Raw genomic sequence first — 12,928 nt, 5'->3', positions numbered from 1 at the left:
GCTTCTGCGTTAGTGGGACAGAAGGTCGTTTAAAAAACGCCGGGCGCGCGCATGCTGGGGCGCAGTAAAGAATTTATCCGGCGTTGATTTCTCCAGAATTTCTCCCTGATCCATAAACCAGATGGTATCCGCAACATCGCGCGCAAAATTCATTTCATGCGTTACGCACATCATAGTCATGCCTTCCTGCGCCAGCCCGCGCATCACGTTAAGCACTTCGCCAACCATTTCCGGGTCCAGCGCCGAAGTCGGCTCATCAAACAGCATGACCGGCGGTTTCATTGCCAGCGCCCGCGCAATGGCAACACGCTGCTGCTGTCCGCCCGACAGCTGCGCCGGATAGGCATCGGCTTTGTGTGACAGGCCGACGCGCTCCAGCAGTTCGCCCGCGTGCTGCCGGGCAACGCTGCGCCTGACGCCCAATACTTTCACCGGCGACATGATGATGTTTTCCAGCACCGAGACGTGCGGAAAAAGATTGAAGTTCTGGAACACGAAGCCAATGCGCGTGCGTAGCTGATTCAGACGCGTGCTGCTGCCGTGAATATTGATGCCGTCGAAGAGAATTTCACCCTGCTCAATCGGCTCGAGCCGGTTGACGGTGCGGATCAGCGTGGATTTACCGGAGCCGGACGGCCCGCACACCACCACCACTTCGCCAGGTTTGATCTCTGCGCTCAGATTGGTCAGTGCCTGATAGTTGCCGTACCACTTGTTTACCTGATTGAACAGAATCATCGGACGCATGGTTGCTCCTTATTGCGATTGGGTTTTGGTGAGAACCAGCGGCGCGGCGATATCGCCTGCGTTCGGATGCGCATTACGACGCCGGGTGGCGATCTGCGTTTCGAGGCGATTCGCCAGCCAAGTCAGGCTGAAATTAATGATGTAGTATCCCAGCGCGACGATGGCGAACACCTGGAAAGGTTTGGTTAACAACTGATTGCTCACCTGGTTGGCGGCGTAGGTGAGTTCGGGCACGTTGATCACATAACCGAGGGTGCTGTCTTTAATGATCGAGACCAGTTGGCTGACCAGGCTCGGCAATGTGTTGTAGAGCGCCTGCGGCAGAATAACCAGCCGCAACGCCTTGATATGACCCATGCCCATCGCCCGTGAGGCCTCATATTGACCCTGCGGCAGCGCCTGAATACCACCGCGAACGATCTCGGCAATATAGGCGCTTTCATAAATAACCAGCGTACAGAGCATGGTGGCGAAGCCGCTGATGTTGTGGCCGATCAGCAGCGGCACGCAGAAATAGGTCCAGAACACCACCATCAGGAGCGGGATGCCGCGCAGCAGGTACACCCAGCAGGCGGCGGGCCAGGCCAGCCAGCGCCACGGCGACAGACGCAGCAGCCCCAGCATCACGCCGACCGGAAAAGCAAACAGCACCGCCAGCAGGGAGATCAGCAGCGTGCAGAGTACGCCGCCCAGTGGCCCGCTGGGATATTGTCCCATCAGGAACAGCATGCCGTTGTCGTGCAGAATGGTGAAGAAATCTGACATGCTTGTTACCTCGCATACGCGCGCTGGAAGCGACGCGCCAACAGCGCACCGATACCCATCAGCATCAGTGAAAACGCCAGATAGCCGATCGTCGCGACGGCATACGCTTCAAAGGTGCGGAAGGTCTGGTTTTCAATATCGCGCGTGACGTAAGTCAGTTCCGCCACGCCAATCACCATCGCCAGGCTGGTGTTTTTAAACAGCAGCACGGTGTGGTTGATAATCGACGGCAGCGCATTACGGATGCCCTGCGGCAGTATGACCAGCCGCATGGCGCGAACGTAGCCCATGCCCAGCGCTCTGGCCGCCTCGGTCTGCCCGTCAGGAATGGCGCGCAAGCCGCTACGAATATCTTCAGAAAAATAGGCGGATTGACACAATCCCAACGCAAACAGTGAGAACAGAAACTCCGCGTTAAATTCATTAATCCACATCTGTACCGCTTCCGGCAGCAGCGTTGGAATGGCGAAGTACCACATCATCAGTTGAATCAGCGTGGGCACGTTGCGATGCCAGGAGACCCAGGCGGCAACAAACCACTGCGCGGCACGATAATGCGTCAGGCGGATGACCACCAGCAGCAGCGCCATGAACATGGCCAGCAGCCACGCACCTGCCGCCAGTTCCACGGTGGTCACTATGCCCTCAACAATTAGCTGGCTGAACGGGCCGGTCAGTACGGCGCTGAAATCAAGTGCCACAGGAAGTCCTCTTGTTGGAAGATCAGAGATCGCGATCGCCCGGCCGCATTGTGGATAGCCCACCGGGAACCTGTAGCGTCGGCGTGATCTCAATATTGCCAATGTTTACTGCCACCGGCGCCGCCAGCGCAAACGCCACGCAGTCGGCGATATCTTTTGCCTGCGGCAGTTCAAAGCCGTCAATGAAACGGCGGCGCGCGTCATCGTGATCGCCGGAGACGTTGCCGAAAATGTCCGTCGCCACGCGGCCCGGACAAATTTCAGTGATACGCACCCGCTTGCCGTAGCAGTCAACGCGTAGCTGTCGCGACAGCGCGTGTACGCCAGCCTTGGTGGCGTGATAAACGGAGTTGCCATTGAAGTTGTAGATGGCGGCGATAGAGGTAATGTTGAAGACATGCCCGCGATCGCGCGCCACCATGCCCGGCACCAGCAAACGGCACAGGTGCAGCACCGCGCGCAGATTGACGTCCACCTGCGTATTCACCACGTCTTCATCGGCATCCAGAATCGATCCGGGATGTGATAAGCCCGCGTTGTTGATCAGAATATCGACCTCGAGATCGCGACAGAGCGCGGTCAGCGCGGAGAGATCGGCAACATCGACCGCGTGAGGAATGCAGCCGGTGCGATCCGCCAGCGCCGCCAGCTGCTCCTGACGACGCGCCACCGCATGCACCGTAATGCCTTCCTGACACAAACGTTCGACGATGGCTTCCCCCATTCCGGCCGATGCGCCCGTGACCAGCGCCACTTTGTAATCTGAAAACGGCATGTTGCTTCTCCTGTTGCGGCAGTCGTTCTGCCCGTGCTGTGGGTTATTTGACTTTATTCAGTTATGTCCGGCGGGTATAAGACGTAAATGATGTGAGGCGATAAGGGGGTCTTATAACGACGTTTCGGCTTCACTGTTCAGCGCCAACATCATGATCTCGCTACCATATTCCACCCGCTCAAGCGGTTCGACCTGGATGGCGACCAGCGTCCCCGCTGCCGGGCTGCGTAGCGGCAGGTAAAACGGCCCCACTTTCACCAGCGCCAGCAAATCATGCTGCTTTACTTGCTGACCGGGCTGCACATACGCCTCGCCGTGGCTGGGATGGCAAAGAACGATATGACCCGGCATCGGCGCGCAAACCGGTGTTAAGGTCGGCGAATCCGTCACCGGCGTCTCGTCTGCTGACGGTAAAGACGGCAGAAGGCTGCGCTCAGGAAATCGCAACCGGATCGATACGCGCCCGCTGCGCCACTCCAGCTCCTGCAAACCGGCGACATTCATCTTGCGCGCCAGCTGGCGTAACTCTTTTAAGGCAATTGCGTCTTGATTCATGGGGGTTCCATCGCGTGCAGGTAGTGTCAGCGCGTGGCTCAGACGCGCGCCAGAGCCTTCACTCTAGCGTGCGCGTTACTGTCGTCCGTAAGAGGGTTTCGCTTTAAGGTGATAAGCGCGACTTATTATCCCGCCAACGCCAGCGGTCGGTTGTCCACGGTGCGGTTCGCCATCAGCGACAGCAGTATCGCTTTTACCGCCTCCGCAGGCTGAGAGAGCGGCAAATGATCGGACATGCAGAAGGACAGCGACGCCTGCACGTCAGGCTCCACAATTTTCGCCATCCACGCATCGGCCGCTTTCAGCATCGCGCGCGCCGCCGACTCAGGCATGATCGTACAGCCCATTCCCGCCGCCAGCGCGGCGTTAAGCGTGGTTTGCGACTCAATTTCCGTTTTCACATGGTATTGCAGCCCCTGCCGTACAAACGCGTCGTCCACCACCTTGCGCATAATGTTGTAAATACGCGGCAGAAACAGATCGTACTTTGCCGCACTGGCAAGCGAAATTTCCCGCATTGGCTCGCCAAGCGCGCGCGGGCAGACAAAGCACAGGTCTTCCTTCATCAGCGGGATAAAACGCAGGCCGTGAATATCGCGATTGTCATAAATCACCGCCATATCCATACGACCGTTCATGATCAGCTCGCTCAGCGTCGTGCCGAAATTTTCGTTGAAATAGAGCACGATGCCCGGATACTGGCGCTGCACTTCAACCATCAGCGGCAGTGCCAGCTGCTGTGCGGCGGTGCCGGGCGCGAGCCCGACGGAGACATGGCCGCTGAGGGCTTGCCCCGCCCCGTCAATGGCGCTCTGCGCCTGATCGCACTGGCGCAAAATCGCCTGCGCGTGGGTATAAAGGATGTTGCCGGCTTCAGTCGGCGTGACGCCGCGCTTGGTGCGAATTAAGAGCTGTTGTCTGACCTCGCCTTCCAGCGTGGCAAGCTGCTGGCTCAGCGCCGGTTGCGCAATATGCAAAATGTCAGCTGCCTGCGTCAGGCTGCCAACATCGACGATTTTAATGAAATATTTCAGACGACGAAGATTCATGGACAGGCTTCCGATTCAGTGCGGGTCTGATTGTTAACGCAAGATCGGTGCCAGAAATGTCATTTACGTCCAAAGCGCCGTGGTGATGGCGTTTCATCCCCCGGGAATACCTTCAGCGCGCGCCCATCGCACCATTCGGGTGCATTTTGAGGCCATCAGCTATCGCATTGTGTTATGTCGCCACAACAAAGCACTATTAACGGCCGAACTCTGCCCCGCTCTATCCTCTGTTACTCCCTGCCGCGGAACCGCTTCGCCGCGCGGCTTTTTGCTGACCCTGCAACCCGGAATGCTGCCCCATGCCTGATATTGCCGATCGTCTGAAGAATGTTGCCGTCTCTGCCTCCGTCGCCATGACCCAAAAAGCGCGCGACCTCACCGCCCGGGGCGTGGATGTCGTGGGGCTTTCCACCGGCGAACCTGATTTCCCCACGCCAGAGCATGCAATTGAGGCGGCCTATGCCGCCGCACGTGCGGGTGATACCCGCTATCCGCCGACTGACGGCACGCCTGCGCTGCGCGCGGCAATCCAGCGTAAATTTCTGCGCGATAACGAATTGCATTATGAAATCAATCAGATCCTGACCGCTGGCGGCGCCAAACAGATCATCTTTAACGCCATGATGGCCACCCTCAATCCGGGCGATGAAGTGGTGATCCCAACGCCGTCGTGGATCAGCTACGCCGATATTGTAAAGTTTGCCGGCGGCACGCCGGTGCCGGTCGCCTGTCGTGAAGAGAATGGCTTTAAACCGCTGCCCGCCGACGTTGATGCCGCCATTACGACGAAAACCAAATGGCTGCTGCTTAACTACCCCAGTAACCCCACCGGCTCGGTGGCGACCCGCGATGAGCTGCTGGCGCTGGGCGAGGTGATGCTGCGCCATCCGCAGGTGTGGGTTCTGACTGATGATATTTATGAACATCTGCTGTATGACGACGTGACGTTCTGGACGCTGGCACAGGTTGAACCGCGCCTGCGTGAGCGCGTGCTGACGGTTAACGGCGTGTCCAAAGCCTACTCGATGACCGGCTGGCGCTTAGGTTTTTGCGGCGGCCCGCTGCCGCTGATCACCGCCATGAGCAATGTGAACACGCAGAACAGCGGTGGCGTGACGACCCTGACGCAGGCGGCGGCGGTTGCCGTCCTGGACGGGCCGCAGGATCTATTAACGGCGCGCGCGGCAATCTATCGCGAACGTCGCGACTACGTGCTGGCGCGGCTCGCAGAGATACCCGGCCTGCACTGTCACCGCCCGCAGGGTGCGTTTTACCTGTTCGTCAATATGGCGGCGTTGATCGGCAAAACCAGCGCGGGCGGCCGCGCCATCCATAGCGACACCGACTTTGTCCTGGCGCTGATTGAGGAGCAACACGTGGTGACGGTGCAGGGCGCAGCATACGGCATGAGCCCGTACTTCCGTCTCTCATATGCCACCAGCATGGAACGCCTGCAAACCGGCTGCGATCGCATCGCCGCATTTTGCGCAGGCTGTCAGTAAATCACGGCAGCCGGCGCCGCATGCGGCGCCGGTTTACTGTATGAAGGGAAGGATTGACGGCGCTATTGCGCCAGTACCTCAGCCGCCGGGGCGATGCTGCCGCCACAGGCTTCGATTTCGCTACGCACTAACATTGCCAGCTCAACGGAACCGGGCGTATCGCTGTGGATCAGGACAGAACGCGCGCGGATTGCCAGCGTATCGCCCTCAAAGGTGGTCACCGTGCCCTTCTCCAGGAACTGTCGCACGCGAGCGCGCACCGCCAGCTCCTCATTGATCACCGAACCGGCAATGCCACGCGGCACCAGCCCTCCCTGCGCGTTGTAAGCGCGATCGGCCAGAAACAGCGTCAGACTTTGCAGACCGGCCGCTATGGCTGCGCGTTCAATAAGCGTGTCGGATTGAGAAAAAACGATCAGGCTATCGTCAATGCGCGCGAGCGTCTGCATCACCTGCCGCGCCAGCGCCGCGTCGCGGTTGATGATGTTGCCCATCGCAGCATGAAAGCTGACGTGCGCCACGCGCGTTTCTTCCACGCGGGCAATCGCGCTCAGCGCGCCCACCTGATAAGCCACCTGCTGGCAGATCTCTTCGGCCGAAAAGGGCAGTTCGCGGCGGCCAAAGCCCTGACGATCGGGCAGTCCGGGATGCGCGCCAATACCGACGCCGCGCGCTTTCGCCAGCTTTACCATACGCGTCATGATGGCGGGATCGCCCGCATGAAAGCCGCAGGCGATATTGGCGGAAGACACCACGTTCATCAGCGCGGCGTCATCACAGAGTTGATAAACGCCGAAGCCTTCTCCCATGTCGGAATTGACATCAATCTTCATTTTCGTTTCCTTATAAACCCACCACGTTTTTAAAAGGCGTAATACTGTCACGCAGCCGTTGCAGCCAGCCCTCCATCGCTTTTCGCGCGGTAACGGCTCCCTGCGCGTCGCTTTGCACCAGCTGGATGGACTGCCCCGGTTGAACCTGTCCCAGTCGCCACAGATCTTCTTCAATGACGCAGGCAATTTTCGGGTAACCGCCTGCCGTGTTGGCGTCACTGAGTTGAATGATGGGTTCACCGGCGGGCGGCACCTGAACAATGCCGGGGATCAGCCCATAAGAGCGTAGTTCCACGCTTTCCGCAGGCAGAACAGGTTCCCCCGAAAGGCGGTAACCGGTGCGGTTGCTTTGCAGGGAGACTTTCCACGGCTGCTGCCAGAAACGTTTCGCATCGGCGGCAAACAGCGCATATTCACCGGAAGGGATAGCACGCACCTGCACCCTTCCCTCGTCGCTGCGCGGGAAAGCAGCATGCAACGCCTGCTCCGGCGGCTCAATGCCCATGCCGCAGGCAGGCAGCGACCGGACAGCGCTTGTGCCCGCCTTCAGCACGTCGCCCTGCCGGAGCGTTCGGCCTTCCAGCCCGCCGAAACCGCCGCGCAGGGCGGTACTGCGCGATCCCAGTACCGTGGGTACGTCGATGCCGCCGGCAATGCAGAGATAACCTCGCGCGCCGCTGCGTGGATAATGCAGTTCCAGCGTCTGTCCTTCCCGCGCATTACAGGCCCACCAGGCCGGCAGCTCGACGCCATCCAGCCGCGCGCGACAGTCCGCGCCGGTGAGGGCAAAACAGGTATCTGACTGAAAACGGACGCGAAAAGGAAACATCTGCACCTCCACCGCCGCCGCATTTTCCGCATTGCCCAACAGAATATTGCCCGCACGCAGCGCCAGCGCATCCATCGCGCCGCTCACCGACACGCCCAGATGGCGCCAGGCGGTGCGACCTGCATCCTGCACGGTATTCAGGGCAGCGCTTTGCACGATCTCAATCACAGTTCAATCCTCTCGGGAACAAAACGAATCGTATCGCCCGGCGCCATCAGCGAAGGCGATGCCGCGTGGGGATCAAACACCTCGATCTCCGCATAGCCAATCGCATTCCAGCCGTTGGGGCCGGTCAGCGCCGACACGCCCGCCTGAGGGCCGCCAATGGTCACGGTGCCTTTCAGCATATGAAGCGAGGGCACTTTTTTACGCGGCGTCGCCAGCAGCGGGTCCAGCCCGTGCAGGTAGCCAAACCCCGGTGCGCTGCCAATCGCAAAGACGGTGTAACATCCCTGATGATGTCGGCGGATCACTTCACGCGGAGAAAAGCCGGTATGGCGGCAGACCGCCTCCAGATCGGTAGCCTGCTCGCCGCCGTAACAAACCGGGATCTCAATCAGCTTGCCCTGTGGATCGATCGCTTTCGTGGTGCGCCAGGCATGGCGCAGGCGGCGTTCTGTGGCTGCCGGATCGTCTGGTGTGGCGCAGAACAGCACCAGCAGGTTGGTCACCCCGGGGATTAACGCTTCGATGTCGTCGCACTGCGTCAGCGTTTGCGCCAGCGACCAGATACGCCGCTGCGCGGGGAGATCGAACGCGCCGGGCGCCTCGATCAGCCATGCGCGGCTGCCCATGGTCGACAGCCTCATCTCGTCTTCCCCTGTCGTCGCACGTCGCGCCGTTAATTCATGCAGCACATCCATGATTATTCCAGCGGTTCGAATTTCAGGCTGGAAAGCGGCTGAACGCGCTCTTCCCGCACCATCTTGTATTCGGTATCAGGCCCAATCCAGCTGTTCCATATTTTGTCGATGGTGCCGTTATCGTCCATGGCTTTCAGACTGCTGTTGACGCTGGCGAGCAGCTGCGGTTCATCACGCTTCATCCCGATGCCGATCGGTTCGAGCGCCATGGGTTCTTTGATCATCGCGAGGTTGATGCCGTCTTTTTTCGCCTGCGAAATCATTTTCATGCCGGTCATGGTATTGGTGACAAAACCGACGGCTTTGTTTTGCTCCAGCGCCAGGAAAGCAGAGGCGGCGTCCTGGAACGTTACCGGCTTGCCGCCTTTCAGCACGATAGATTGCTCGGAGGTCGTGCCCTTGGTGGCGCTGATGCGTTTATGTTTAAAATCCGCCAGGGTTTTATTGGCGTTCGCTTCCTTGACCAACAGCATCTCTTTGGCAACGTAATAGGGATCGCTGAACTGAATCTGATTGCCGCGCGTTTTGGTGTAGGCCAGGTTAGCAATCAGCACGTCGGCGCGACCGGTGGCAATGACCGCGATGCGCGCCTCGACCGAGGTCGGCATCAGTTGCAGCTTCACGCCCATCTGTCTGGCCAGCGCACCACAAAGATCAACGTCCATGCCCGCCAGCTGACGCGTTTTCGGATCGGGCGAAGAGAAAGGCGGCACGTCAGAGTAAACGGCGCATTTTAATTCGCCACGCGATTTAATATCCGACAGCGCATCCGCTTTAGCGGACGTCATCGCCAGGAACAGCGGCAATACCAGTGCACAGGAGCCATATTTGAGTCTCATTGCTGTTTACCCTCAATCGCTTTTACAGGATGAAAAATGACTATATCGAGATTGGATCAGGCCAGGGTAAGAGGGAAAGCCTGTAGGGAGATACAGGATTTATATGACAGCCGATGAAAGACGGGTAATAAGTAAAATCTATCCGGCGAAAACAAAATACTCTTATCCGCTCCGCTTTTTTACCCTCTAAGGTAGCCCTTAATACGGTGTTGCAACCGCCTCTCCCCAATCCGAAGGTAAGCTATTCATGAATGCCAGAGTGGGCGTTTCCCTGAAAATAGTCTCTGCGTTATGCGCAACATTAATGCTCGCGTGCGTTAAGGGTTTACAGGGCGCCATTCCAACCGGCGAAGTGATTTTTTTCCGCTCATTTGTCGCCATGTTTCCCCTGTTGGTCTGGTTAAAAATGCAGGGAAAAGTCCTGGAGAGCCTGAAAACACGCAATATTTTCGGCCACTTTATTCGTGGTTTTTCCGGCACCGGCGGAATGTACTTCAACTATCTGGCGCTGGTTTATATTTCGCTGGCGGACGCCACCGCCATCAGCTATGCCGCGCCGCTGTTTACCGTCATTATGGCGGCCCTGCTGTTAAAAGAGAGCGTTCGCCTCGCCCGCTGGATCGCCGTTGTGGTGGGTTTTTCCGGCATTATCATCATGCTTTCGGCAAATTTAACCGCAGGAAGCTCTTTTTTCTCTGCCGGTGGCGCGCACGCTGGCGCGGGAATTGGTGCCGTCTTCGCGCTGATCGCCGCGCTCTGTTCCGCCACCTCAAGCGTTCAGATCCGTTTTCTTAACGGCATGGAGAAACCCGGTGCCATTGTGTTCTATTTTTCCCTGATGACCACGCTGATTGGTCTGGCGACGGCGCTGTTCGGCTGGCGCATGCCCACGCCAGCGCAGTTTTTATTGCTGACGGGATGTGGTTTTTTTGGCGGCATGGCGCAGATACTGGTGACGCTCAGCCTGCGTTATACCGACGCCTCTTTGCTGGCGCCGTTTGATTACACCACGCTGGTGTGGTCGATGGTCATTGGCTATCTGTTCCTGGGCAGTCTGCCAGGCCCGGCAACGCTGGTGGGCGCCTCAATCGTCGCGCTGGCCGGGATCTTTGCTGTCTGGAGCGATCGCCGCCAGCGACGAGGCCATTTGATGCGTTCCACCTGACGCCCGTTATTCGTTATATCGCGCTCTGGCGGCGCGGAAACGATCGGCCGAACCGATGATCCAGTGCCAAAGCGGCAGCATCTGAATCAGTAATTCTTTACCCAGATCGGTGATGGAATAGACCACGCGCGGCCGCTTTTCCTGAAAATCGTGGCGGGCGATGAGGCCGTCCCGCTCCAGCTGGCGCAGCGTTCGCGTCAGCATTCTCTGCGTGACGCCTTGCAGCAAACGGCCGATTTCCGCGTGTCGCAGTGGCCCGCGGGTGCCCAGAAGATGCACCACGCCCAGCGACCAGCGGTTGCCCGCATGGGTGAGAATATCCCGCTTCAGGCCATCATCGTCATCGCTTAATCCTTCACAAATCGCTTCAGAAAATTGCAGTACCGCTTCCTGATCCCACGCCATTTCGCCTCCGGTATCACTGATGTGCCTGATTGAACACGCTTTCATCGCGTGTCAGGCTGATGTCACACAACAGGAGGGAGTATGACCTATTCAACTGAAAAATCAGCCATTGCTGTTTTGGTGCTTGGCGCCGGCGAGCTGGGTATGCCGGTGTTGCGGGCAATGAGCCAGAAAGCGCAAAGCCATTCACAGGTTACCGTCAGCGTGCTGCTCAGAACACACGCCGACCATGCCGCGTCCGGCTCGCAAAAAGCGCGGCGTGACGCGTTGGCGGATTTGAATATTTCGGTGGTAGAGGGCGATTTACAGCAGCAGTCTGTTGCTGAACTGAGCGCGCTTTTCCGCTCGTTTGATGCAGTCATTAATTGCAGCGGCTTTGTTGGCGGGCCGGGAACGCAAATAAAGATCACCCAGGCCGTATTACAGGCGAACGTGCCGCGCTATTTTCCCTGGCAGTTTGGCGTTGACTACGACGCGGTGGGCAAAGGCAGTGGGCAGCAGGTATGGGATGAGCAGTTGGAGGTGCGCCACCTGCTGCGCGCACAGCGCGAGACGGATTGGGTGATTGTTTCAACGGGAATTTTTACCAGTTATCTGTTTGATCCCGCTTTCGGCGTGGTGGATGCAGCGAACAAAACCGTTTACGCCCCTGGCGACTGGCAGAATGCGGTCACGCTGACCACGCCAGAAGATATTGGCATGCTGACCGCCGAGATATTTTTCCATCAGCCAGAAATTCGTAATGAAGTGGTGTACATCGCGGGCGATACGCTGACCTATCGCGCGCTGGCCGATTTAATGCAGGCTCGCTGGCAGGGAGAGATCACGCGAAAACTGCTGGATAAAGAAACGCTGCTCGCCGACGTGCAGGTGCGCCCCGATGACGTCGCGGCAAAATACCGCCTCGCCTTTGCGCGCCCTGACGGTGTGGCATGGGATAAGTCGGAGACCTTTAACGCACGGCACGGAATAGCGACCATGACCGCTGAACAGTGGCTTGCCGATCAGCACGACAGCTAACCGGCGCTCAGACAAACAAAACCCCGCCGAAGCGGGGTTGTTCAAAGCGCATACGAGAAGCATTAAACGGGATCAGAACGGAATATCGTCGTCAAAATCCATTGGCGGCTCGTTGCCCGCCGGGGCGTTGTTCTGCTGCTGCGGCTGTTGCTGTGGACGGGACTGCTGCTGACCACCACCGCTGTATTGGTTGCTGCCGCCCTGCGGCTGCTGCGGCTGGCCCCAGCCGTTGTTGTTATTGCCGCCGCCAGCCGGTGCGCCAGCGCCGCCGCCGTTCTGGCGTCCGCCCAGCATCTGCATGGTGCCGCCAATATTGACGACAACTTCAGTAGTATATTTTTCTACGCCAGCCTGATCGGTCCACTTACGCGTTTGCAGCGCGCCTTCAATATAAACCTGCGAGCCTTTGCGCAGGTATTCGCCCGCGACTTCCGCCAGCTTGCCGAACAGCACTACGCGGTGCCATTCAGTTTTCTCTTTCGTTTCGCCGGTTTGCTTATCACGCCAGCTTTCAGACGTGGCCAGGGTGATGTTGGCAACGGCGCCGCCATTCGGCATGTAGCGGACTTCCGGGTCCTGGCCCAGATTTCCGACAAGAATCACTTTGTTAACGCCTCTGCTGGCCATGGTCGTGTCTCCGATGAATGTTCTGCTTTAAGTCTAAGCCGAAAATTCTAACATGCCATACCCGCACTTCCTACTTTGGAATAGCACTCGAAAAGGGTTTATCGCGTTTGCAGCGTTGCAGGCCGCGTCCCGCCTCGGATCGTAAATTTCCGCTGATGTTGCCGCGCGTCTCATGCCTCGCCTGCAAAAGAACACTGTATATCCAATCAGGTTATTTTGTGCCATAATTACTGGCTTAATTCTGGCCGTGTCC

15 protein-coding genes are annotated in these 12,928 nt (G+C 58.3%); 3 read left to right on the top strand and 12 right to left on the bottom strand.

Annotated elements, in window-relative coordinates; genetic code table 11:
- Nucleotides 1-9: 9 nt before the first annotated feature.
- From FA91_RS00475 to nac, 6 genes are all read right to left on the bottom strand, one after another.
- Nucleotides 10-747: an amino acid ABC transporter ATP-binding protein gene (locus FA91_RS00475; protein WP_034911505.1), complete on the bottom strand. Its 738-nt coding sequence runs from the start codon at nucleotides 745-747 to the stop codon at nucleotides 10-12.
- A 9-nt stretch (nucleotides 748-756) separates the two neighbouring features.
- A complete protein-coding gene (locus FA91_RS00470) occupies nucleotides 757-1,512 on the bottom strand; it encodes an amino acid ABC transporter permease (protein WP_034911502.1) in 756 nt (251 codons plus the stop codon).
- Between the two features lie 5 nt (nucleotides 1,513-1,517).
- On the bottom strand, nucleotides 1,518-2,213 hold the full coding sequence (locus FA91_RS00465) for an amino acid ABC transporter permease (protein WP_034911500.1): 696 nt from the start codon (nucleotides 2,211-2,213) through the stop codon (nucleotides 1,518-1,520).
- Between the two features lie 22 nt (nucleotides 2,214-2,235).
- Entirely contained in the window at nucleotides 2,236-2,988 is a 753-nt protein-coding gene (locus FA91_RS00460) for an SDR family oxidoreductase (RefSeq protein ID WP_034911497.1), read from the bottom strand.
- A gap of 111 nt (nucleotides 2,989-3,099) precedes the next feature.
- Complete coding sequence (locus tag FA91_RS00455; RefSeq protein WP_034911496.1) at nucleotides 3,100-3,543, bottom strand: acetyl-CoA carboxylase biotin carboxyl carrier protein subunit; 444 nt, start codon at nucleotides 3,541-3,543, stop codon at nucleotides 3,100-3,102.
- A 125-nt stretch (nucleotides 3,544-3,668) separates the two neighbouring features.
- Complete coding sequence (gene nac / locus FA91_RS00450) at nucleotides 3,669-4,592, bottom strand: nitrogen assimilation transcriptional regulator NAC (RefSeq protein ID WP_034911494.1); 924 nt, start codon at nucleotides 4,590-4,592, stop codon at nucleotides 3,669-3,671.
- Nucleotides 4,593-4,891: 299 nt separating this feature from the next.
- Here nac and FA91_RS00445 point away from each other — a divergent pair, with 299 nt between their 5' ends.
- Nucleotides 4,892-6,094: a pyridoxal phosphate-dependent aminotransferase gene (locus tag FA91_RS00445; protein ID WP_034911492.1), complete on the top strand. Its 1,203-nt coding sequence runs from the start codon at nucleotides 4,892-4,894 to the stop codon at nucleotides 6,092-6,094.
- Between the two features lie 62 nt (nucleotides 6,095-6,156).
- Here FA91_RS00445 and FA91_RS00440 read toward each other — a convergent pair whose 3' ends face one another.
- Genes FA91_RS00440 through FA91_RS00425 form a run of 4 tightly spaced genes read right to left on the bottom strand, consistent with a single transcriptional unit; the run spans nucleotide 6,157 to nucleotide 9,458 of the window.
- Nucleotides 6,157-6,927, bottom strand: a complete 771-nt coding sequence (locus FA91_RS00440) for a 5-oxoprolinase subunit PxpA (protein WP_034911489.1) — start codon at nucleotides 6,925-6,927, stop codon at nucleotides 6,157-6,159.
- A gap of 10 nt (nucleotides 6,928-6,937) precedes the next feature.
- Nucleotides 6,938-7,924, bottom strand: coding sequence for a biotin-dependent carboxyltransferase family protein (locus FA91_RS00435; protein WP_034911486.1), 987 nt, complete (start codon nucleotides 7,922-7,924; stop codon nucleotides 6,938-6,940).
- Nucleotides 7,921-8,619 carry a 5-oxoprolinase subunit PxpB gene (gene pxpB, locus FA91_RS00430; RefSeq protein WP_051936910.1) on the bottom strand — a complete coding sequence of 233 codons (699 nt, stop codon included), beginning with the start codon at nucleotides 8,617-8,619 and terminating at the stop codon, nucleotides 7,921-7,923. The genes FA91_RS00435 and pxpB overlap by 4 nt, the downstream gene beginning before the upstream one ends.
- 2 nt (nucleotides 8,620-8,621) lie before the next feature.
- Nucleotides 8,622-9,458, bottom strand: coding sequence for an ABC transporter substrate-binding protein (locus FA91_RS00425; RefSeq protein WP_034911482.1), 837 nt, complete (start codon nucleotides 9,456-9,458; stop codon nucleotides 8,622-8,624).
- 247 nt (nucleotides 9,459-9,705) lie between these two features.
- On the opposite strand from FA91_RS00425, the gene FA91_RS00420 reads away from it, so the two are divergent.
- Nucleotides 9,706-10,623: a DMT family transporter gene (locus tag FA91_RS00420; RefSeq protein WP_034911479.1), complete on the top strand. Its 918-nt coding sequence runs from the start codon at nucleotides 9,706-9,708 to the stop codon at nucleotides 10,621-10,623.
- Between the two features lie 6 nt (nucleotides 10,624-10,629).
- On the opposite strand, the gene FA91_RS00415 is transcribed toward FA91_RS00420, so the two are convergent.
- The gene (locus FA91_RS00415) at nucleotides 10,630-11,028 is read right to left on the bottom strand and encodes a helix-turn-helix domain-containing protein (protein ID WP_034911478.1); all 399 of its coding nucleotides are present in this window, start codon (nucleotides 11,026-11,028) and stop codon (nucleotides 10,630-10,632) included.
- Between the two features lie 81 nt (nucleotides 11,029-11,109).
- Here FA91_RS00415 and FA91_RS00410 point away from each other — a divergent pair, with 81 nt between their 5' ends.
- Nucleotides 11,110-12,048, top strand: a complete 939-nt coding sequence (locus tag FA91_RS00410; RefSeq protein WP_034911475.1) for an aromatic alcohol reductase — start codon at nucleotides 11,110-11,112, stop codon at nucleotides 12,046-12,048.
- A 72-nt stretch (nucleotides 12,049-12,120) separates the two neighbouring features.
- On the opposite strand, the gene FA91_RS00405 is transcribed toward FA91_RS00410, so the two are convergent.
- Nucleotides 12,121-12,675, bottom strand: coding sequence for a single-stranded DNA-binding protein (locus FA91_RS00405; RefSeq protein WP_034911472.1), 555 nt, complete (start codon nucleotides 12,673-12,675; stop codon nucleotides 12,121-12,123).
- Between the last annotated feature and the right edge of the window lie 253 nt (nucleotides 12,676-12,928).

The sequence above is a fragment of the Erwinia sp. 9145 genome (assembly GCF_000745075.1).
GTDB lineage: Bacteria > Pseudomonadota > Gammaproteobacteria > Enterobacterales > Enterobacteriaceae > Erwinia > Erwinia oleae.
The sequence above is the reverse complement of the archived record's forward strand: the minus strand, read 5'-3'. Positions and strand labels throughout refer to the sequence as shown.

Excerpts from the sequence above, each read along its gene's own strand:
- FA91_RS00455 (WP_034911496.1), bottom strand. The coding sequence starts at position 3,543 with ATGAATCAAGACGCAATTGCCTTAAAAGAGTTACGCCAGCTGGCGCGC.
- FA91_RS00405 (WP_034911472.1), bottom strand. The coding sequence starts at position 12,675 with ATGGCCAGCAGAGGCGTTAACAAAGTGATTCTTGTCGGAAATCTGGGC.
- FA91_RS00475 (WP_034911505.1), bottom strand. The coding sequence starts at position 747 with ATGCGTCCGATGATTCTGTTCAATCAGGTAAACAAGTGGTACGGCAAC.
- FA91_RS00460 (WP_034911497.1), bottom strand. The coding sequence starts at position 2,988 with ATGCCGTTTTCAGATTACAAAGTGGCGCTGGTCACGGGCGCATCGGCC.
- nac (WP_034911494.1), bottom strand. The coding sequence starts at position 4,592 with ATGAATCTTCGTCGTCTGAAATATTTCATTAAAATCGTCGATGTTGGC.
- FA91_RS00470 (WP_034911502.1), bottom strand. The coding sequence starts at position 1,512 with ATGTCAGATTTCTTCACCATTCTGCACGACAACGGCATGCTGTTCCTG.
- FA91_RS00440 (WP_034911489.1), bottom strand. The coding sequence starts at position 6,927 with ATGAAGATTGATGTCAATTCCGACATGGGAGAAGGCTTCGGCGTTTAT.
- FA91_RS00420 (WP_034911479.1), top strand. The coding sequence starts at position 9,706 with ATGAATGCCAGAGTGGGCGTTTCCCTGAAAATAGTCTCTGCGTTATGC.
- FA91_RS00425 (WP_034911482.1), bottom strand. The coding sequence starts at position 9,458 with ATGAGACTCAAATATGGCTCCTGTGCACTGGTATTGCCGCTGTTCCTG.
- FA91_RS00445 (WP_034911492.1), top strand. The coding sequence starts at position 4,892 with ATGCCTGATATTGCCGATCGTCTGAAGAATGTTGCCGTCTCTGCCTCC.
- pxpB (WP_051936910.1), bottom strand. The coding sequence starts at position 8,619 with ATGGATGTGCTGCATGAATTAACGGCGCGACGTGCGACGACAGGGGAA.
- FA91_RS00415 (WP_034911478.1), bottom strand. The coding sequence starts at position 11,028 with ATGGCGTGGGATCAGGAAGCGGTACTGCAATTTTCTGAAGCGATTTGT.
- FA91_RS00410 (WP_034911475.1), top strand. The coding sequence starts at position 11,110 with ATGACCTATTCAACTGAAAAATCAGCCATTGCTGTTTTGGTGCTTGGC.